15 protein-coding genes and 2 tRNA genes are annotated in these 19,657 nt (G+C 43.5%); 5 read left to right on the top strand and 12 right to left on the bottom strand.

All coding sequences use genetic code 11. The annotated features are described in order from the left end of the window. Positions 1 to 140: 140 nt before the first annotated feature. From DYH63_RS18975 to DYH63_RS18955, 5 genes are all read right to left on the bottom strand, one after another. Positions 141 to 1,112 carry a 2-hydroxyacid dehydrogenase gene (locus tag DYH63_RS18975; RefSeq protein ID WP_116790895.1) on the bottom strand — a complete coding sequence of 324 codons (972 nt, stop codon included), beginning with the start codon at positions 1,110 to 1,112 and terminating at the stop codon, positions 141 to 143. Positions 1,113 to 1,223: 111 nt separating this feature from the next. Then, positions 1,224 to 1,601: a DUF1304 domain-containing protein gene (locus DYH63_RS18970; RefSeq protein WP_116790291.1), complete on the bottom strand. Its 378-nt coding sequence runs from the start codon at positions 1,599 to 1,601 to the stop codon at positions 1,224 to 1,226. Between the two features lie 10 nt (positions 1,602 to 1,611). Then, positions 1,612 to 2,652: a Gfo/Idh/MocA family oxidoreductase gene (locus DYH63_RS18965; RefSeq protein WP_116790290.1), complete on the bottom strand. Its 1,041-nt coding sequence runs from the start codon at positions 2,650 to 2,652 to the stop codon at positions 1,612 to 1,614. Positions 2,653 to 3,094: 442 nt separating this feature from the next. After that, positions 3,095 to 4,171, bottom strand: a complete 1,077-nt coding sequence (locus tag DYH63_RS18960) for an NADH:flavin oxidoreductase/NADH oxidase (protein WP_116790289.1) — start codon at positions 4,169 to 4,171, stop codon at positions 3,095 to 3,097. A gap of 9 nt (positions 4,172 to 4,180) precedes the next feature. After that, complete coding sequence (locus DYH63_RS18955; RefSeq protein ID WP_116790288.1) at positions 4,181 to 4,582, bottom strand: DoxX family membrane protein; 402 nt, start codon at positions 4,580 to 4,582, stop codon at positions 4,181 to 4,183. A gap of 221 nt (positions 4,583 to 4,803) precedes the next feature. On the opposite strand from DYH63_RS18955, the gene rseP reads away from it, so the two are divergent. Further along, the gene (gene rseP, locus DYH63_RS18950; protein ID WP_116790287.1) at positions 4,804 to 6,138 is read left to right on the top strand and encodes an RIP metalloprotease RseP; all 1,335 of its coding nucleotides are present in this window, start codon (positions 4,804 to 4,806) and stop codon (positions 6,136 to 6,138) included. Positions 6,139 to 6,266: 128 nt separating this feature from the next. Next, positions 6,267 to 6,340 (top strand) — tRNA-Asn (locus tag DYH63_RS18945). Positions 6,341 to 6,443: 103 nt separating this feature from the next. On the opposite strand, the gene DYH63_RS18940 is transcribed toward DYH63_RS18945, so the two are convergent. Next, the gene (locus DYH63_RS18940; protein WP_116790286.1) at positions 6,444 to 7,004 is read right to left on the bottom strand and encodes a trypco2 family protein; all 561 of its coding nucleotides are present in this window, start codon (positions 7,002 to 7,004) and stop codon (positions 6,444 to 6,446) included. A gap of 204 nt (positions 7,005 to 7,208) precedes the next feature. On the opposite strand from DYH63_RS18940, the gene DYH63_RS18935 reads away from it, so the two are divergent. After that, a complete protein-coding gene (locus tag DYH63_RS18935) occupies positions 7,209 to 8,858 on the top strand; it encodes a DUF4139 domain-containing protein (protein ID WP_116790285.1) in 1,650 nt (549 codons plus the stop codon). An 88-nt stretch (positions 8,859 to 8,946) separates the two neighbouring features. Here the strand turns inward: DYH63_RS18935 and DYH63_RS18930 are convergent, their stop codons facing one another. From DYH63_RS18930 to DYH63_RS18915, 4 genes are all read right to left on the bottom strand, one after another. Beyond that, on the bottom strand, positions 8,947 to 10,077 hold the full coding sequence (locus tag DYH63_RS18930; protein ID WP_116790284.1) for an FAD-dependent oxidoreductase: 1,131 nt from the start codon (positions 10,075 to 10,077) through the stop codon (positions 8,947 to 8,949). Between the two features lie 89 nt (positions 10,078 to 10,166). After that, positions 10,167 to 10,940, bottom strand: a complete 774-nt coding sequence (locus tag DYH63_RS18925) for a helix-turn-helix domain-containing protein (RefSeq protein ID WP_205528266.1) — start codon at positions 10,938 to 10,940, stop codon at positions 10,167 to 10,169. A gap of 61 nt (positions 10,941 to 11,001) precedes the next feature. Continuing rightward, positions 11,002 to 11,073 (bottom strand) — tRNA-Arg (locus DYH63_RS18920). A gap of 100 nt (positions 11,074 to 11,173) precedes the next feature. Next, a complete protein-coding gene (locus tag DYH63_RS18915; protein WP_116790283.1) occupies positions 11,174 to 12,229 on the bottom strand; it encodes a glycosyltransferase family 9 protein in 1,056 nt (351 codons plus the stop codon). A gap of 152 nt (positions 12,230 to 12,381) precedes the next feature. Here DYH63_RS18915 and DYH63_RS18910 point away from each other — a divergent pair, with 152 nt between their 5' ends. Both DYH63_RS18910 and DYH63_RS18905 read left to right on the top strand, forming a co-directional pair. After that, the gene (locus DYH63_RS18910; RefSeq protein ID WP_116790282.1) at positions 12,382 to 13,740 is read left to right on the top strand and encodes a PQQ-dependent sugar dehydrogenase; all 1,359 of its coding nucleotides are present in this window, start codon (positions 12,382 to 12,384) and stop codon (positions 13,738 to 13,740) included. A 121-nt stretch (positions 13,741 to 13,861) separates the two neighbouring features. Then, positions 13,862 to 15,790: a M1 family metallopeptidase gene (locus tag DYH63_RS18905; protein WP_116790281.1), complete on the top strand. Its 1,929-nt coding sequence runs from the start codon at positions 13,862 to 13,864 to the stop codon at positions 15,788 to 15,790. 428 nt (positions 15,791 to 16,218) lie between these two features. On the opposite strand, the gene DYH63_RS18900 is transcribed toward DYH63_RS18905, so the two are convergent. Together DYH63_RS18900 and DYH63_RS18895 are read right to left on the bottom strand one after the other, a co-directional pair. Then, positions 16,219 to 17,388, bottom strand: a complete 1,170-nt coding sequence (locus DYH63_RS18900; protein ID WP_116790280.1) for a class I SAM-dependent rRNA methyltransferase — start codon at positions 17,386 to 17,388, stop codon at positions 16,219 to 16,221. A 276-nt stretch (positions 17,389 to 17,664) separates the two neighbouring features. After that, a complete protein-coding gene (locus DYH63_RS18895; RefSeq protein WP_116790279.1) occupies positions 17,665 to 19,653 on the bottom strand; it encodes a transglycosylase domain-containing protein in 1,989 nt (662 codons plus the stop codon). Between the last annotated feature and the right edge of the window lie 4 nt (positions 19,654 to 19,657).

The following is a 19,657-nucleotide window of genomic DNA, read 5'->3' as shown; positions in this document are numbered from 1 at the left end:
CGGGGGTACACAAAGCTTTGTGGGCTTCTACATGGTAAAAGTACATTCCGTAAAGCTTTGTGTTCCCAGTGAAATCTTTGTGACCTTTGTGGTAATCACCTCAATTGCATTTAAAACTTAGACTTTCCAATTTTAAACAACTACTGCACCTTGGGGTTTACGCACGCCGGCAACTTTTCGCCTTTTAATCCCGCAATAACATTTTTAGCGGCAAGTATTGCCATGGCATCACGGGTTTCTTTTACGGCAGAGCCAATATGAGGCAGTACACTTACATTTTCCATATTGAGTAACGGATTGTTTTTATCCATCGGTTCAGGGTTGGTAACATCTAGCCCCGCACCCCAAATGGTACCGTTCTCTAAAGCCACTTTAAGGTCGGCTTCGTTATGGATGCCGCCACGCGCGGTGTTTATAAAAAGGGCGCCGGACTTCATTTTAGCGAATGCCGCAGCATTGAACATTCCCTTAGATTCATCAGAAAGATTAACGTGTACCGAAATGACATCGCTTTGTGCCAGCAGGTCGTCAAGTTCTACGCGTTTAGCTCCCAGTTCGGCTTCAGCCTGCTTGTTATGCCCACGGTTGTGGTAGATGATATTCATGCCGTAAGCACCTTTGCACATCTTTGCCATTTCAAAGCCAATGTTACCCAAGCCCACAATACCCAGTGTTTTGCCAAACAAATCGGTTCCCAGGCCTGCTGTGGGTTCAAAAAAATCCCAGTTACCGGCGGCAATGCGCTTGTGGTGGTAAAATGCTTTTCGTGCAGTGGCTATCATCAGCAAAAAAGCGGTTTCGGCAGTAGCATTACTCAGCACATCGGGTGTGTTTCCTATCGGGATACCTGCTTTAGTAGCAGCAGTAATATCTACATTATCATACCCTACAGAAAAGAGCGACACAACCTTAAGGTGGCTGCATTGTTCAAAAAAAGCAGCATCGGCCTTGCGCCTTCCGGTAAGCAGTATAGCATTGGCAGCCTTACTATGGGTTAAAAATTCTTCTTCGGTAAGTTCGCGTTTCTCTACCCATTGCACTATGTTGTAACCTTCTTTTTCAAGAAGCTCCAGCCCTGCCCGGGGGATTTCGCGTGTTATAAATACATTCATTAATTTTTTATTTGCAATGTGCTGTTGCAGCAATCATTTGTTTAGCTACGAATTACACTAATATTCAAAAACCCGTTTATTAACATTCGTGTAGTTCGTGGCTTATGTTTATTATGAGTTTATCGACAGCTTTACGATAAGTAATGCAATGGCAATAAGCGCAGGCAGTGCCTGTACAAAGAATATTTTTTTAGAAGCGGTAGCGGCGCCAAACAGCCCTGCTACGGCTACACAACCCAGAAAGAACAGCAGCACATTAGTATGCCATGCAGCATCCTGTATAAAGAACGACCAGATAAGGCCGGCTGCCAGAAAGCCGTTATACAAACCCTGGTTTGCTGCCAGTGCCTTTGTTTTAGGGAATAATTCCCGTGGGAAATTGCGGAATATTTTTGGCCCGCGTGTTTCCCAGGCAAACATCTCAAACCACATAATATACAGGTGAAAGATGGTAATAATGGTTACTAAAATGCTTACTACTATATCCATATTGGTTAATTTACAGGTTGATTACCTTTCTTTGCGCGCTGCTGGCTATGGCTGCATCAATAATCTTCATTACACGGGCGCCATCTTCGGCAGTAACGGGTTCTGTAGTACCTTCTGTTATCGCGTTGTATACACCATCAAAAAGTTCGTAATAATTGCCCCGCAACGTTGGGATGGTTTTACGCACTATTTCGCCGTTAACTTCTGTATGCAACAAGCCCGATTTATCTTGAGGCTCGGTACCCCAGTCAGACAGGTTTGGTTTCGCACCGGTTTTCAGGGTATCTTCCTGTACATCGGCACGGGCTTTAAAAAAGCTGCCTTTGCGTCCCTGAATTATATAAGCAGGGAGTTGTTCGCGGTTAAAAAAGCCACCGTGCAGGTTTACGCGTTTATCAGTATAATACAATAAAATATCAATATTATCATCTACCTGGGATCCTTCGCGTAGCGTGCGGATGTCTGCAAATACGCCTTCCGGATAACCAAAAAGGTAAATGGCCTGGTCTATAATGTGTGGCCCAAGGTCTTTTAATACTCCAGCTCCGGCGTTCGCACCTTCTTTCCAGGCTTTAGGGCTAAGGTTAGGATTGTAACGGTCAAAACGTATGGAAGCCTCAACAATGTCACCCAGGTCTCCCGATTCAATAACGCTTTTTACCGTTTTAAGGTCGCTGTCCCAGCGGCGGTTTTGATATACGGTAAGTTTTAATCCTTTGGCTTTAGCCAGTGCATCCAGCTCTTCGGCTTCGGCAGCGGTGGTGGTAAAGGCTTTTTCTACAATAATATGCTTGCCGGCCTCAAGAGCTTTTTTTGCATATTCAAAATGGGTATCTACAGGTGTGTTGACTACCACCAGCTCTACATCATCGGCTAATAAATCATCAAACGAAGGATAACTTTTAACCTCAGGGTAATCCTGCTGAATGAGGTGTTTGCTGCGTTCCCAGGCACCTGTAAGCTCAAAGCCGGGGTGCAGGGTTAAAAAGGGTGCGTGGAATACCTTGCCGGACATTCCGTAGGATAATAATGCTGTTTTTATTTTTTTCATGCTATTGGGTTTTTGCCTCACCCCCAGCCCCTCTCCAAAGGAGAGGGGAGCAGCTTCACTCAAATATATCTGAGTGAAACCTAATACAGAGGTTACGACTGAATATTGTTTTTTGTTCTGCTAAGCCACACAAAGGAAGCGCAAAGTTTCACAAACGTTATTATTGGTGATACTGAGATTCACAGAGGAACCTCAGAGTTTTTTATTGTTTTGTTTCGCAAAGAGCCACAAAGATTTATTTGGGTGAAGCCATTCCCCTGTGGCTAAAAGCCGGAGTGTATCTTGTTGTAAAATTTACCCACCCCACCCTACGGGCACCCCTCCGAGGGAGGGGAATAGCTTCACTAGCCGGAAATATGTTACTTATCATCCCGCCACGCTTCATTCAGATGACAAAAGCGACGGTGTATAACTACCGTAAACCGCGACTAAAAACCAATCACTACTTCTTTCTCCACTGAGCACGGTCGTATTGCTTAGGCCAAATGGTTTCTACACCCAGTTCGTGTGCAAAGCGCAGGCCAAGGTTAGGGTCGCGCAGCGATTCGCGGGCAAAGAGCACCAGGTCTGCTTTGCCCGCTGCAAGAATATCTTCGGCTTGTTGGGCTTCGGTAATTAAGCCTACGGCACCGGTTAATACGTGGGTTTCTTTCTTTACCTTTTCGGCTATGTGTACCTGGTAGCCTGGGGCTACGGGGATTTTTTGCCAGTATACAGCACCGCCAGACGAGCAGTCTACAACATCGACACCTTTTTCTTTAAGGATTTTAGATAACGCTACCGATTCATCTTCGTTCCAGCCACCTTCTGCCCAGTCAGTACCCGATATGCGTACAAAAACAGGAAGTTCTGCAGGCCATACACTCTGTACGGCTTCGAGTATTTCGAGCAACAGGCGGGTACGGTTTTCAAAACTGCCACCATATTCATCTGTACGCTGGTTTGTTAGCGGCGACAAAAACTGGTGAATAAGATAACCGTGTGCCGCGTGTAGTTCTACTACCTTGTAGCAGGCATCGTGGGCACGTTTTGCAGCGGCTTTAAAATCGGCCACCACTTTAGCAATACCATCTTTATCTAATGCTATGGGCGCAAACTCTTCGTGGTCACTGTAGCGAATGGCGCTTGGCGCTACGGTGTGCCAGCCATCTCCCTCCAGTGTCAGCTTTTCGCCGCCCTGCCATGGCGGGGTAGTACTGGCCTTGCGGCCTGCGTGTGCCAACTGTATACCCGGCACAGCATTGTGCTCCATGATAAAGGCGGTTATCTGTTTTAATTTTTCGAGGTGGGCATCATCCCAGATACCCAGGTCGCAGGGAGAAATACGCCCCTCTGGCGATACGGCAGTTGCCTCCTGGATAATAAGCCCTGCCCCGCCTATGGCACGTGCGCCAAGGTGTACCAGGTGCCAGTCGTTAGCAAAACCGTCTATGGCGCTGTACTGGCACATGGGTGATACCACAATGCGGTTTTTTAATATAATGCTCTTAAGCTGAAGTATGGAAAATAAGTGTGACATAGCTATGTTTTATTGTTGTGGTTTACGTTTTGCGTCGAGCGCATAATGGTTTGATACAAGGTGTTGTAATAAAAATACTAAAATGACGCCGTGGATAAGTTGGGATGGTATGCTACCCCACTCTTCTATCATGGATGACCCAAAGATGAGGGCAAGGGCTATCAGCACGCCCAGCACACAGGCCTGCTTTGTAAAAAGCCCGATGAGCAGGAGCAGCCCGGTAATTAATTCGCCGAAAGGCAAAATACAGCTAAAGGGCTTTACAAGTGTCTGAGGCAAAAGGGAATTCTGGAATTCACCTACCATCCAGGTGCTGAATTTATCGAGTTTTGGCAGGCGTACAAGTCCGTGACCAAAGAAACTCATACCAATGAGCAGCCGTAGTAGTAAGTATGGAAGTGGTTTTATCATAGTGAGATACTGGTTTTCTACCAAAACGTGGTGTAAACTTTTAGCTGAAATATCTTACGGAATAAATGTAAGGATTGTAAAGTTACCCCACAACGGTTAATTATGAATTGCATTCGTCATTATTAACAAACTTTTAAATGCCGCCCGTGGGTAATTATTTACAGGATGGTAAATCAGAAAACACTATTTTTGTGCGTTTGTAATAGAATTTAAAACATAAAATGGATACACTGATTCAGATTGCCCAGCTGGTTTTAATGCTTTCAATACTGGTAATTTTACACGAGTTTGGGCACTACATAACCGCAAAAATGTTTAAGGTACGCGTAGAAAAATTTTACCTTTTTATGGATGCGGGCTTTTCATTAATCAAAAAGAAAATAGGCGAAACAGAATGGGGAATAGGCTGGCTGCCACTGGGCGGCTATGTAAAGCTTAGCGGTATGATAGACGAAAGCATGGATACCGAAGCCATGAAAACAGAACCGCAGCCGTGGGAGTTTCGTTCTAAGCCGGCCTGGCAAAGGCTTATTATTATGCTTGGCGGTATTATTGTTAACATACTACTGGCCTGGTTTATATTTACGTTTGTATATACTTATTATGGCAAAGAATACATGTCTACCGCCGTAATACAGGAAAAAGGCCTTGCATTTGGATCTGTGGGTAAAGCCTCAGGTTTTGAAGACGGCGACAAGATACTTAAGGTAGATGGTAAATACCAACCGCGTTTTGACCGTATGGTGCTTGATGTATTGCTTGGCGACCATATTCAGGTAGAGCGTGCCGGTAAGGTAGTAGATATAAAACTTACCGATGAGAACCTGCACGACATACTGGAAAAGGAAGGCCGTGATTTTATTCACCCGCTGGTAAGCGCTACGGTTATAGACAGCCTTAACCCGAAAGGGCAGGCTATACAGGCAGGCCTTAAAACAGGAGACAGCCTTGTGGGTGTAGAGGGCAAACCGCTTAAGTATATGGCACAGGTAGGCGAAGAGGCCTTTAAGCATAAAAAGGGCACACTACAGCTTAATATAAAGCGTGGCAATACCCCTATGACCATTACCACGGCAGTAGATTCTACAGGAACTATAGGCATTGTACAAAAAGCACCACGCGCAAAAGATTATTACGTTAGGCAGGAGTACAGCTTTTTTAGCGCCATACCGGCTGCTATGGAAGAATCGTACACTCAACTTGTGTATACAATAAAGCAATTTAAGCTTATACTGCGCCCTAGTACCGGTGCCTACACGCAGGTAACAAGTGTGGTGGGTATAGCGAGCAAGCTGCCTACAACATGGGACTGGGAGTATTTCTGGAAGTTTACGGCGTTCTTTTCGGTAGGGCTTGCCTTTATGAACTTGCTGCCAATACCGGGCTTAGACGGCGGACATGCCATATTTACTATAGCAGAAATGTTAACCGGAAAAAAACTTAGTGATAAAGCTGCAGGTGTTGTACAGACTGTAGGGATGGTTATTTTGCTTAGTCTCATGGCGTTAGTTATGGGTAAGGATATATGGATTTTGATACGTGATAAATTCTTTTAAAATTTTTGAAAAAAATGTTTGCAGAACTTAAAAATGGGTGTATATTTGCACCGCAATCAAGGCAACACAATAAGCCTTTAAGTTCTTAAAAAATATAGATAACCAGATTATCGAAACAATATACAGTTTCCTCCTTAGCTCAGCTGGTTAGAGCATCTGACTGTTAATCAGAGGGTCCTTGGTTCGAGCCCAAGAGGGGGAGCTTTTAAAGCCAGTCTTACGACTGGCTTTTTTGTTTTTAGGCCATACTGATCACGGAAAACCTAATACACATTGTTTATATCTTATATTCTTAAAAGTAAATTTTATTTAAAAGTTAAACTAATTGTATGAACGGCTGTATTTTCGAGATTAACACTTGCATCTAAACCTATACCCCAAACTTCAACTTCAAAACCAGCACCACCACTAGACGTAAAAGCGAAAGATATCTCTACAGAGAAGCTATCTTTATTTAATCCTTTAACTGTATTAGAGCTATCCTTCCATTGTTTTGCTGCTTGAACAATCGCCTTCGTCAGACTATTTTTAAATGAATTATCCAAACTCTCTAAAGATTTATTAATTTTCTCAATTTGCTCAACTTTCTTATAAGAATAAGTCATTGTGCTGGTTTTCTCTAATTCCCACTTTTTTTCGGCCTTAACAAATATCTTAAAACCTCCACCTCCTGATTTGTCATATATAGTGCTTAAAGAAACTTCAGCTTCCGTAATATTCAGTTTCACGTCTTTAAGTTGATTACTTGCCGAATCTAAACTATTATTAATTATAGTTATTACCTGGTCTAACGGTAAGGTCTCTGTAGATGTTTGTGCTAAACCATGATTTGCGATCAAAATAAAAATAAGGATAAATTTTTTCATGTTAAATGTAATTTAAATTATATAAAGATTTATTATTCCATTCAAAAATATCTGATTTACAGACATTTAACAATACCTACTACTGGGTATTTTATATCCATTTTTATTTCCCAAAATCACATCCATACATCTTATTTCCACAGAAATTTCACTCCCCTCCCAACCTTTACCTCAACAATTCCCTCTTTACATAAAAAGACATTTATGCTTAAGAGAAACCTATTGCTACTACTGCTGCTTGTGTGCGGCATGGCATTCGCCCAAAAACCCATATTTACATCGGCTAAGGTTACGGCAGCAACCGTGTACTACAGCAATGCCGAACTAACCCAGACTACCACGCTAAACCTGCCCGCAGGCACCAGCGAGATCGTAATTAAAAACGTAGCAGATTACGTTAATGAAAACACCGTACAAATAGGCGCACCGGAAAGCCTTACGGTGCTATCTGTTCAATTTACGCGCGATTATATTAGCGAATATGAGCATGATGAGGCGTCACCCGCACTCAGAAAAGTGCATGACAGTATTGTAATCGTTAAGAAAACTATTGAAAAAATAAGTGGCGAGAAGTATAACGAACAAAAAACCATCGAACTCTTAGACCTCAACCGCCAGGCAGGGGGTCAAAACAGCGGCCTGAGCGTTGCCGAACTCATAAAGCTGGCCGATTACTACAAAGCCAAGCGAAACGAGCTTAACGTAAATTATAATGCGCTTGCCGAAAAAGAGAAGAAACTAAATGAGCTTTTAGAAAAACTCAATACCCGTCTTGCCACCAATACCCAAAAAGAGGATAAGACATCGCAGGGTAAACTGGTACTCCAGGTTATGAACAGCCAGGCCGGCAATGTGCCACTCGAAATTAAATACCTTACTGCGGGTGCAGGCTGGGTACCGTTCTACGACCTGCGTGCAGATAACACCAGCGGCCCTATAAACATGATGTATAAAGCACGTGTACAGCAAACCACAGGTATCGACTGGAAAAAGGTAAAGCTTACCCTGAGCAGCGGCTCGCCCAACCAAAACAGCATAGCGCCCGAGTTAGGCACCTGGTTTTTGCAAATGCAGCAACCCCGTATTTATGGCACTCCAGGCGCTGCTACTACAGCTCAGAGCCGCGTGGCTGGTGTAGAATTAGAAAAACAGCAACTCGATGAGGTTATGGTACAAGGCTATAGGAGTGCTACAAGAAAAATGAGTACAGCTTCGGTTTCTCAGGTTACAACCATTAACGAGAACCAGCTAAATGTGTCGTTTGATATAGATATTCCGTATGATGTAGCCAGCAATGGCAAAGCACACAGCGTAAGCCTTAAAGAAATTAAACTGCCTGCCACGCATCGCCATTATGCCGTACCAAGGGTAGAGAAAGAAGCGTTTTTGCTGGCAGAGATTACAGATTACGGCAAGTACAACCTGCTGCCGGGCGAGGCAAATATTATTTTTGATAAAATGTATATTGGCAAAACCACCATACTACCTAACCAGACGGGAGATACGCTGAGCCTTAGTATGGGACGTGACAAGAAGGTTTCGATTACCCGTGAGAAAATTGCCGATAAGAGCGGGACAAAATTCCTGAGCAGCTACAAGGAACAAACCTTTACTTATGAAACAGTTATTCGCAACAATAAAAAAGAAAGTGTAAGCCTGCAACTTAAAGACCAGTACCCTGTAAGTACCGATAAAGAAGTAGAAGTTACCCTGCTAAAAGATGACGGTGCAAAAATAGATACCGAAACCGGCATCATGACCTGGGAACTAAAACTAAGCCCCGGCGAAACCAGGAAAATACGCATTAGCTATAAAGTAAAATATCCCAAAAGTAGTGTGATACCTAATCTCTAAACCAACCAACGGATTATATTAACTAACTCAAATGTGAGATGGCCTCTGCTGTAAAAGTAGAGGCTGTTTCATTTTCTGCAAAGCCTGTTTACTCACTAAATCTTTTTTGAAACGAAAATTCCGGCTCGTGCATTGCTATTTCATTTATGCTTGTTTGTAGTTGTGCTTCGCCTGCATAAACAAACATTTGTTGCTCGTAATTACTGATAGCTGCTGCTACGGAATCAAACTTTCCGTTAGTAAGATTATCTGATAATATCAAAGCATCCTGCAATCCGGTGTTTACGCCCTCCCCTGCAAAAGGAGGAATTAAATGTGCGGCATCTCCAATAAGGGTAATGGGCAAAGTTCTATTTGTTTTCCAGTGGTTCAAAGCGATTTTTCGGGTAGGCAGCCCTACAAAAAGAGATGTTGAGCGAAACGGCTCTTTATAAACGCTGTGCCAGTCTGCCAGCATATCTGAAAGTAAAGTAGCAATACTCCCCACATCCTGAAAATCGGGGCGATTTTCAATAAACCATGATTCAGGTTTCCTGAATGAAATGCCATACATTAATGCTCCATTATTATTAGGGTTTGCAGTAAACGTAATACCGTTTGCAGTGGTCATGAGTATGTTGCCACCGCACAGTTGATAGAATTCAGGGCAGTTAATTTCCGGATCAGGCACCTCACCCTGAATAATAAAGCTTCCGGTATATTCTACTTCAGCATCCGTAACATATTTCCTCACGGATGACATCCCGCCATTGGCACCAATAACAAAATCGGCAACCACGTCCGGCTTACCTTCAAAGTGCAAAATCCATTTCGCGTCAAGTGCTGTCAGGCCGCTAAGTTTTCTATCCCAAACAACGGTATTTGCCGCTAAGCTTTCCAGCAATAATATCCTTAAATCATTCCTGTTTATCTCCGGGTTGTCGTATTCCTCTTCGGGTGTCGGTATCCTCCGAAAAAGTAGGTTTACCTGTTTGTCCGTTATTGTCCTTCCCATACATATTGCCATATCATAATAATGCTGTAATAGCCCCGCCCTTTTCAGGGCATCCTGTCCGGTTCCTTTATGCAGGTCTAGTGGGCCGCCCCATATCCTTGCCTGTGCATTTATATCCCTTTCATAAACGGTTACAGCTACCCCCTGCTGTTGCAGTAACTTTGCCATTGTAAGCCCTACAGGCCCTGCGCCAATAATAGCGACTTCTTTATCTTGCAGTAACATATTTTAAATGTTTAATTACAATGCAAAATTCTATATTACCTTTTAGTTGTGATTGTATAAATGCGACAAAGTAGTAACAGGGGTATTCCTTACGCTTTCTTATTATTTTTAGCAAATACAGATGGTGTAGTGCCACTGTAACGCTTAAACTCTCTACTAAGGTGTGACTGGTCAGCATAACCCAATTCGTGTGCTAACCCTGCAAGATTAACATTAGGCTCCTGCAACAGGCGGTTGCGCACCTGTTCAAAACGTATCAGTCCGGAGACGTCTTTTACAGAATAGCCGGAAGATTGCTTAAAATTCCGTTCCAGTGTGCGCACTGTTATGTGGGCTTCGGCAGCTACCTCACTAACGGGCAATGTGCCTTTGCCTTTAGTAATTGCTTCCCCTGCTTTTTGAAGCTGGCTATTTGTGGCAACCTGCGGCTGTACGGTCAGAAAGTAATTTTCAAGCAGCGTAATTGCCTCCGGTATCTTTCCGGCACTTATAAGTTTGTTAAGTGCAGGCTGAAGTGTGGCAACAGGATGGTGAAGTGCCTTTACCCCAGCCTTGCCTGATTGTAACCCCAACAAATTAAATATCGTCCAGGGATAGCAACGCACACCAATGATATCTAACGGATATGGAGCTTGAAAAACAGCGGGGTTATTAAGCAGTCCCATCATAAAGGGCGATGCTAATGGCTGTGGCAGCCCATCAGTGAGAATACTGCAATTACTGCCAAAATAAAATATAATTTCGGTGTAGCCATCGGGTACAACCTCAAAAGTAGGTTGCAGTCCGCCAGCATTTATCCTATCGTACCAAAAACACTTTATGGTATGCTGTAGCGCAGTAGACGGGGTAAATTCCTGATGCATACCCAAAGATAGGGTTTTTGGGAATAAAAAAACCCGCTCCATATGCATGAAGCGGGTCTTGTAGCCTCGCCAAGAATCGAACTTGGATCAAAAGTTTAGGAAACTCCCATTCTATCCGTTGAACTACGAAGCCATTATTTTCAGGGTGCAAATATATACAATTAAACCCTTTTCAAAAAAATAATTCACATCTTTTTTACACATCAGCTTAAGCAGACTTACAAACAAAAACGCTATGAATTATTTTTAAGCACTATAGCTACTGCTTCAACAAGCCCATCGGCATCTGTGTTATTTGTGTTTACTGCAATACTCCCATTGCCATACGGGCCATATTTAGTAGCATCGGTAACGCTAAAAAGGCCAACAGTAGGCGCCTTAGCCGCACTGGCAAGGTGCATAATGCCACTATCTGCACCTATAAAAACAGCCGTGTTAGCAATAAAGGACGCAATTTCGCGCACGTCATGGCTATAAAATGTAGGTGCGGCAAAATGTATCTGGCTCACATTCTCGGCAGGCAATACCTCTACAATATTATAATCAGGGAAATGTGTTTTTAGTTTTTCGTATACAGGCAGCCACCATTCTGGTGTATAACACTTAGAACCCGTAGCGTATGTAAAAATGCTGATTGTTTTTTTATCGGCAGACACCAGCTTATCCAGTTCTGCTTTGGCGTGGCTAAGTTCCGCGCCGTCAAGACGCAAATCCATTACCGGCACCGGATTATCCTGAACCTCAAAACCCAGTTTAGCTAACTCAGTACGCAACACATATACAGGATGTTTTGCCATGTGCATATGGTCAGGATATTTTTCAACTGCGGTTTCAGGTAAATCGCCAAAAAGCTTATAGCGTGCCTTAGCCCTTTGTATCGACATACGCCCGGATGATGAGCCGCGCGCCACGTTTATGGCAAGGTCATAGTCGGCCTTACTAACAGCTCTCCATACTTTTAAATAAGCCATTATTTCTTTTAATGGCCTCTTAGGTAATTTAAAAACACCGCTTACCGATGTGTAATTCTTAAAGAGCACATGTGCCAGTCCGCCGCGTACAAATACATCTATAGAGCAACCCGGAAACGTGGCTTCAAGTTCATCAATAAGAGGGGTAAGCAGCAACTGGTTACCCAGGCGATGGTTAGGTCGGCTTACCAGTATTTTTTTAATAGAAGCATTGGTGTCGCCTTCCCTTTTAACATTAGTATGTGTGGTACCAACATCTTTGGTAAGGCTGCGCATAAGTACACGCCTTAGTTTATTTATGCGATTTTTATTGTACATAAACCTGTTTTTAGTTTATAGGGCGGTAAAGATAGTGATTCTTAAAGTATCCCTCTTAACTACTTACAACTCACCTTAAACTTTTCATAAAACCTTTACAAGTATACAACTTTGTTAATACCTTTATTACAACAACTTATACAAAACAGGCTATGAAAAAAACAATACTTAGCGCCCTGCTGCTTTGCTGTAGCTATGGCTTTTCTCAAAACATTAATCTTACCCAGTTTACATCGGGCATAACAGCGCCTACCGAAGTAGTAAACGCGGGCGACAGCCGCCTTTTTGTAACGCAGCAGGGCGGACTTATCCGTATCATAAATACAGATGGCACCATTAACACAACGCCTTTTTTAGACATAAGCAGCCTTACCACGACTGATGGCGAGCGCGGATTGCTTGGGCTTGCCTTTCATCCGGATTATGAAGACAATGGTTACTTCTATATAAATTATACTAATGCCAATGGTAATACGGTTATAGCACGATACTCGCGTAGTGCTGCGAATCCTGACCTTGCCGATGCTAACAGTGCGCAGATATTGCTTACTGTAACACAGCCTTTTGACAACCACAACGGAGGCTGCCTACGGTTTGGACCAGATGGTTACCTGTATATTGCTATGGGCGATGGTGGCAGTGGTGGCGACCCTAACAACAATGGACAGAACATTAACAGCCTGCTCGGAAAAATATTACGTATAAATGTAAATGGTGCTGCTCCTTATGCCATACCGGCGGGTAACCCGTATGCAGATACTGATGGTGCCGACGAAATATGGGCAGTGGGCGTTCGCAACCCCTGGAAGATAAGTTTTGACCGCCTTAACGGCGACCTCTGGATAGCCGACGTAGGCCAGGAGAATATTGAAGAGATCAATCATGCCCCTGCTACCGCTGCCGGGCTTAACTATGGGTGGCGTTGCTATGAGGGTAACGATGCTTATAATACCCAGAGCTGTGCAGCAGCAGCTACTTTTACATATCCGGTGGCGCAGTATACCCATACCAACAATGCTTGCTCTATTACGGGCGGGTATGTATACAGAGGCAGCCTCTACCCTGCTCTTGCGGGTAAATATGTATTTGCAGATTACTGTAACAGCAGGATAGGTTATACTGATACTTCTGGCGAAATAACCTGGTCCGGTAATTTTACGGGCAACATTTCTACCTTTGCCGAAGATATTAATGGCGAACTTTATGCGGTAGGACGTACTAACGGCATTATATATAAAATTGTAGAAACCACAGCAGGCACGGTAAATTTTGGTACCGCACAGGTACGCCTCTACCCTAACCCTGCTAAAGATGTGCTGAATATTAATGTGCAGGGAGCGGCATTGCCGTTAGAAACAAAGATCTTCGATCTTACAGGTAAGCTGGTTAGCCAAAAAACGATTAGTTCTGCAAGCGGTACTGTTGCTCTTAATGGTTTAAGCGCAGGGCTATATATTGCAGAAGTAAGCAACGGCACATCAGTAATACGGCAAAAACTGGTAATAGAATAAGCTTCTGCTTAAAATAATAATCAAAGGCCACCGTGGTAACAACCGCGTTGGCCTCTTTTTTATCAATTCGGTATCAAAGCAAATAAATTACCAAGTATCTTTACAGGAAAAATTACGATTAATGAAGAATTTGACATTTTTCCTTATAAATATAGTTACGCTTGCCGCGTTTGCGCAACAAACTCAGTCGCACAATGACACTGCTTTTGAAAACATGGCAGAAGCCGAAATGAAAGCGGCTTACCGCACCAGCAATTTCAGGGCAAACCTTAATACCGGAAATTATGATGTAGGCCATACAACACTAGAGCTTACCGTAGACCCGGAGGAGCAGTATATATCAGGCATCATAACAACTGCGTTTACTGCTAAATCAGTCATGACAACCATTACCTTCGATTTGGCAGATAATCTTGATGTAACAGCTGTTACACTTAACGGAGCCACTGTAAACTTTACCCAAAACAGTAATGATGAACTGGTAATAAACCTGGGCACCACATTACAGACGGGCCAGCAGGCCACGGTAGTAGTACGTTATAATGGTGCACCATCTGACGAGCAGGATGCTTTTGTATTAAACTCTCACAGCGGCCGGCCTATACTTGCTACCCTTAGCGAACCTTATGGTGCTAAAGAATGGTGGCCCTGCAAGCAGGATCTTATAGATAAGATAGAGGGGCTGGATGTGTATATTACCGCACCATCTCAATATGTGGCCGTAAGCAACGGCTTAGAAATAGGGCAAACTACTACAGGAGGTAATAAAACCACCCACTTCAAACACAATTATCCCATCCCGGCTTATTTGGTAGCCATTGCAGTTACAAACTATACGGTATATACCCAAAATTATACCTCAGCCATGTCAAACTTCCCGGTGGTAAATTACCTCTACCCTGAGAGCAGTGCTCAAAACGAACCCTTGCTGTCGCAAACGCTGGACATAATGAATTTTTATGAAAACACCTTTGAAGCTTACCCTTTCAGTGCAGAGAAATACGGTCATGCCCAGTGGAACCAGGGCGGCGGTATGGAGCACACTACAGTATCTTTTATGGGCAGCTTTGGTCGCGAACTTATTGCGCATGAACTGGCGCACCAGTGGTTTGGCGATAAGATAACCTGCGGCTCATGGAAAGACATCTGGCTAAACGAAGGTTTTGCTACCTACCTGAGCGGCCTGGTGGTAGAAAATCAGGATGGTGCATCTGGTTTTAGGGCATGGCGGGCGCAAAAAATAGCAAGCGTAGTATCATCGCCAAATGGCGCAGTATACCTTACAGATAATGATACTATTAGCGACAGCCGCATTTTTAGCAGCCGTCTTACCTATAACAAAGGTGCTATGGTACTGCATATGCTGCGCTATAAGATAGGCGATACCGCTTTTTACCAGGGTATTAAAAACTATCTTGCCGATAATACACTGGCATACGCCTATGCGAAAACACCCGACTTTCAGCAACACATGGAAGCGGCATCGGATACTAACCTGACGGAGTTTTTTAACAACTGGATATACAACCAGGGCTACCCTACTTATACTGTTGTGGTAAATGGTTCCGGCAATGGTAATACACTTGTAACCATATCGCAATCACAGAGCGACCCTTCGGTCTCGTTTTTTGAAATGCCGGTTCCTGTGCGTTTTCATGGCACAAATGGTGAGGAGTATGAAGCAATATTAGACAACACTTTTAACAACCAGCAGTTTACCGTGCCTGTAAACTTTACTATCGATACCGTTGAGGTCAATGCAGATTACCATATTATTAGTGCAGATAATGCTGCTGTATTGGGCACGGCTACACCATTAGCACAAAATAGTATAAGTTTATATCCTAACCCTGCTAACAGCCTGTTGAAATTGCAACTACCCAACAGCATTACCGTAAATCATGCCGTTATTTATAATGCGTTAGGCCAAAAAGTTTTAGAATCGAACAACGATACACAATGGAATGTGTCTGCACTGAGTACTGGTATACACTTTATAAAACTGGAGACCTCAGCCGGAAACGTACAGCTTAAATTTGTAAAGGGATAAGCGGTCACATTTGTCGTTCGGTCAAGATAAGCCTCACATATAGTTCGAGATTCTTCACTGCGCTGTCGCTACGTTCAGAATGACATAGTATATATTTGTCATGCTGACGATAGGAAGCATCTCACGCTTTAAAAAATTAATAGAGATTCTTCACTACGCTATTGCTTCGTTCAGAATGACATAACGTATGGGTTTGTCATGCTGACCTGCCTCTGCAGGCAGACGAAAGGAGGAATCTCACATACAGCAACGCGAGATTCTTCACTACGCCATCGCTTTGTTCAAAATCATATAACGCGCCGTTTGTCATGCTGACCTGCCTCTGCCGGCAGGCAGGCGATAGGAAGCATCTCACACTTTAAAATCATTAGAGATTCTTCACTGCGCTATCGCCTCGCTCAGAATGACAAACCTGACTGCAAACAGACTTATTCCTCTACGTACAGCACTAATCCTTTAAGGTACGAGCCCTCCGGGTGAAACATATTTACCGGGTGGTCTGGCCCCTGTGTTAGTTTGTGCAGCACCCTTACTTTTCTGCCCGATTCTATGGCAGCCGCCGATACGGTATTGTAAAACAATACATCATCAATAACCTGCGAGCACGAAAATGTAAACAGAAAACCACCTTTAGTAATGGTTTTAAGTCCGGCTATATTAAGGCGTTTGTAAGCCTGTGTGGCGGTATGTTTGCTTTTTATATTTTTTGCAAAAGCAGGAGGATCGAGTACAATAACATCATACAGGTTTTTATTGGCTTTTAAAAAGTCGAAAACATCTGCGGCTTCTGCCTGGTGGTTACTACCGGGGAAGTTAAGCTGCATATTCTCATCGGCAAGTTTAACCGCCTTCTCAGATATATCTACAGATGTAACCAGCTCCGCACCGGCGCTCATGGCGTATATAGAGAAACCACCCGTATAGCAAAACGTATTCAGTACTTTTTTACCGGCAGAATAACGCTTAAGCAAATTGCGGTTTTCGCGCTGGTCTAAGAAGAAGCCTGTTTTTTGCCCCTCAACCCAGTTAACGTGAAACTGTATGTTATTTTCTTTCGCAACGGCTTCATTTGCATCGCCATACAGGTGATAGTCCGTTCCTGTTTTTGGCAGCGTTTGCGAACTCTTACAATATATAGTTTTGCAATATTCAGGAAACGTAGCCTTAATGGCATTTGCAATTTCCTGCATCTTAATATAGATGCCAGAACTGTGCGCCTGTATTACAAAATTCTGGTCATAATAGTCAATGATAAGCCCCGGTATACCGTCGCCCTCACCATGTATCAAACGAAAAGCATTAGTATCTTCCATCGAGAAAAGCTTCATGCGCAAATCCCAGGCCGCTTTAAAACGTGTAACCCAAAAGTTTTCGTCAAAAACCTCATTACCAAAGGTAAGCACACGCACCGTTATACTGCCTTTATCGCTGTAAAAACCGGTAGCCAGATGCCCCCCGTTAAAATCGGTAACGTCTACCATTTGCCCGTCCTGTAGTTCTTCGCTTACGCCATATACGGCTCCGCTAAATATCCACGGGTGCTTGCGCTGTACTGATTTCTCTTTTCCTTTGTTTAATATGACTTTTGCGAATTCCATTTTTCTTTTTTTATGTAAAATTGTTCGGGGTAGGCTTTTCAAGACACTATCTAGAAATATATTTCAATCTCTCGCAAAGTCGCAAAGTCGCAAAGATTTTTACACATAGTAGCATTGCAGCTTTACGTCTTTGTGTAAAAAATACTCTGTGCTTAAAGCCTAAACCGCGTTGCAAATATAATGTTTTCAATCAGTGGTTACACTATAGCAGAAATCTAATCAGGAGATGAACATTTGAGTGAAGTTCCTAACAACTGACAACCAACAACGATAAAACTAATACGCCAGTTTCCCTAAATTCTCAAAGAATTCATCTACGTTAAGCGAATCGTTTGCAAACAGGTTTTCGCGGTTAAGCGGCAAACGCCCACGGGCACGTCCTATTACATTAATATGTCCGTTTTGGGCTATGGTATCTTCAGATGATATAAGGCCACGGCGCAGCATAATATCTTTGATATAATTGTCGTGCTTAAGTGCATAGCCTTTCAGGTTGCCTGTACCGTCAAACTTCCACATAAAATGCTTAGGGCTTGGTATGATACTCGCCAGGTACACACACTCATCGAGCGTAAGCTGCGATGGTGCCTTGTCAAAATAATAACGGCTGGCTTCGCCAATACCGTAAACATCAGGCCCCCACTCAATGATATTAAAATACACCTCAAGCATACGCTCTTTACCGGCTATGTGCTGGTTTTCGAGTATGTATACCAAAAGTATCTCTTCCAGCTTGCGCGAAAGGGTTTTCTCGCGGGTAAGGAAAACATTTTTAACCAGCTGCATACTTATGGTACTGCCGCCACGGCTAAACTTTTTGGTCTTTATATTCTTGATGATACTCTGGCGGAACGCCTCGGTAATAAACCCACGGTGACGGAAGAATGAAGGGTCTTCGCTGGTAAGTACCGCGCTGCGCAGGTAGGGCGAAATATCGCCTATAGGTGTATAGTTAGGGTTAGAAGGCCCCACTACCACGGCGCGTTGCTCGCGCCCATTATCTACCGCCCGATAGGTAAAACCACCATTTAGTTTGGCAAGATCTGCCTCGCCATATTTAAGTATCTTAAGGCCGTCTTTAGTCAGGCTGCTGTCAAAGACCAGGGCATTGGGCTTGTTCTTGTTATACAAAAAGTCGAGCCTGTAGCCAAAGTTGCCTTCGGCTTCCATACCCTCAAAATTGCTGAACAAACCGCGTGGCAGCGAGGTAATGAAATCCTGCGCGGGCATCTTTGGTATGTTAGCCTTAAACTGGTAAATAGTATCTTCTTCTACACTGTAACGTGCAAAGGGGCGCAGCTTTAATTTGTTTAGCTGCACAGTGCTGGTACTGTCAAGCTCTATATATTCTCCGCCAAAAAGCACGTGATAATCAAAACGGGCATTGTCTATAACCACATCTTTACTGGCTATGCGGTGGTTATTAACCATAAAGTTTTTGATGGATGCATAACCGTCTACGTGCAACTCGCCGCCAGACATATCCATGTTTTCCACCTTAAGGTTAATGGCATCAAAACCACTTTTTATATTATAGCGTTTTGCAATGTAAGGCACTACAATACGCCCGGTATCGGCATTAAAAAATTTGAGGTCGCACTGGTGCGCACGTGGGTCGGCCATGCCGCTTACTTTCCAGGTCTGGGCTATGGTATCTTCGGTAACGCGAATGGTACTCTCCAGTTTGCGGTCGGCAAGGCGGGTATCGGTAAGCTTCAGGTTAAGCTTGCGCCCTACATCATTTACACGCAATTCCAGGTTATGCAGTTCCATGTCTACCGGCACCAGGTTAAGTACCTTATTCATCAGGTTATAGGCACGATCTGCATAATTAGATTCGGTATCTGGCTCGTCGTTATCTTCTTTTTTAGATTTTAAAAGGTTACGGAAGTTCCACCCCAGGCTGTCTTTTTTTGTCAGCTGAATGTAGCCATCTGCCATGTGTAGCGTACCCAGCTGTACGTTGCCAATAAGCAGGCGGGTAAGGTTTACACTGGTGTTTATTTCTTTAACGCTTACAAGGGTATCTGCACCACTAGGCACTAAGGTTACGCCTTCCATCTTTATACCGCTTATGCCTTCAAACGAAGCATTTTTTACCGTAAAGGATGCGTTACGTTCGGCCACCTTTAGCTGTACTTTGGCAATTACCTGTTCCAGAGCCATATTGCGGAATGCAAAAAACAGGATACTGCCCAGCACCAACAGGATACCCAGGGTTACAGCCAGCCATTTGGCAATTTTTTTATAGTTGATCTTTCGCATTTAT

The organism is Flavobacterium psychrotrophum (assembly GCF_003403075.1).
GTDB classification, from domain to species: Bacteria; Bacteroidota; Bacteroidia; order Flavobacteriales; family Flavobacteriaceae; genus Flavobacterium; species Flavobacterium psychrotrophum.
Note: the sequence above shows the minus strand (reverse complement) of the source record. Positions and strands in the feature narration are given on the sequence as shown.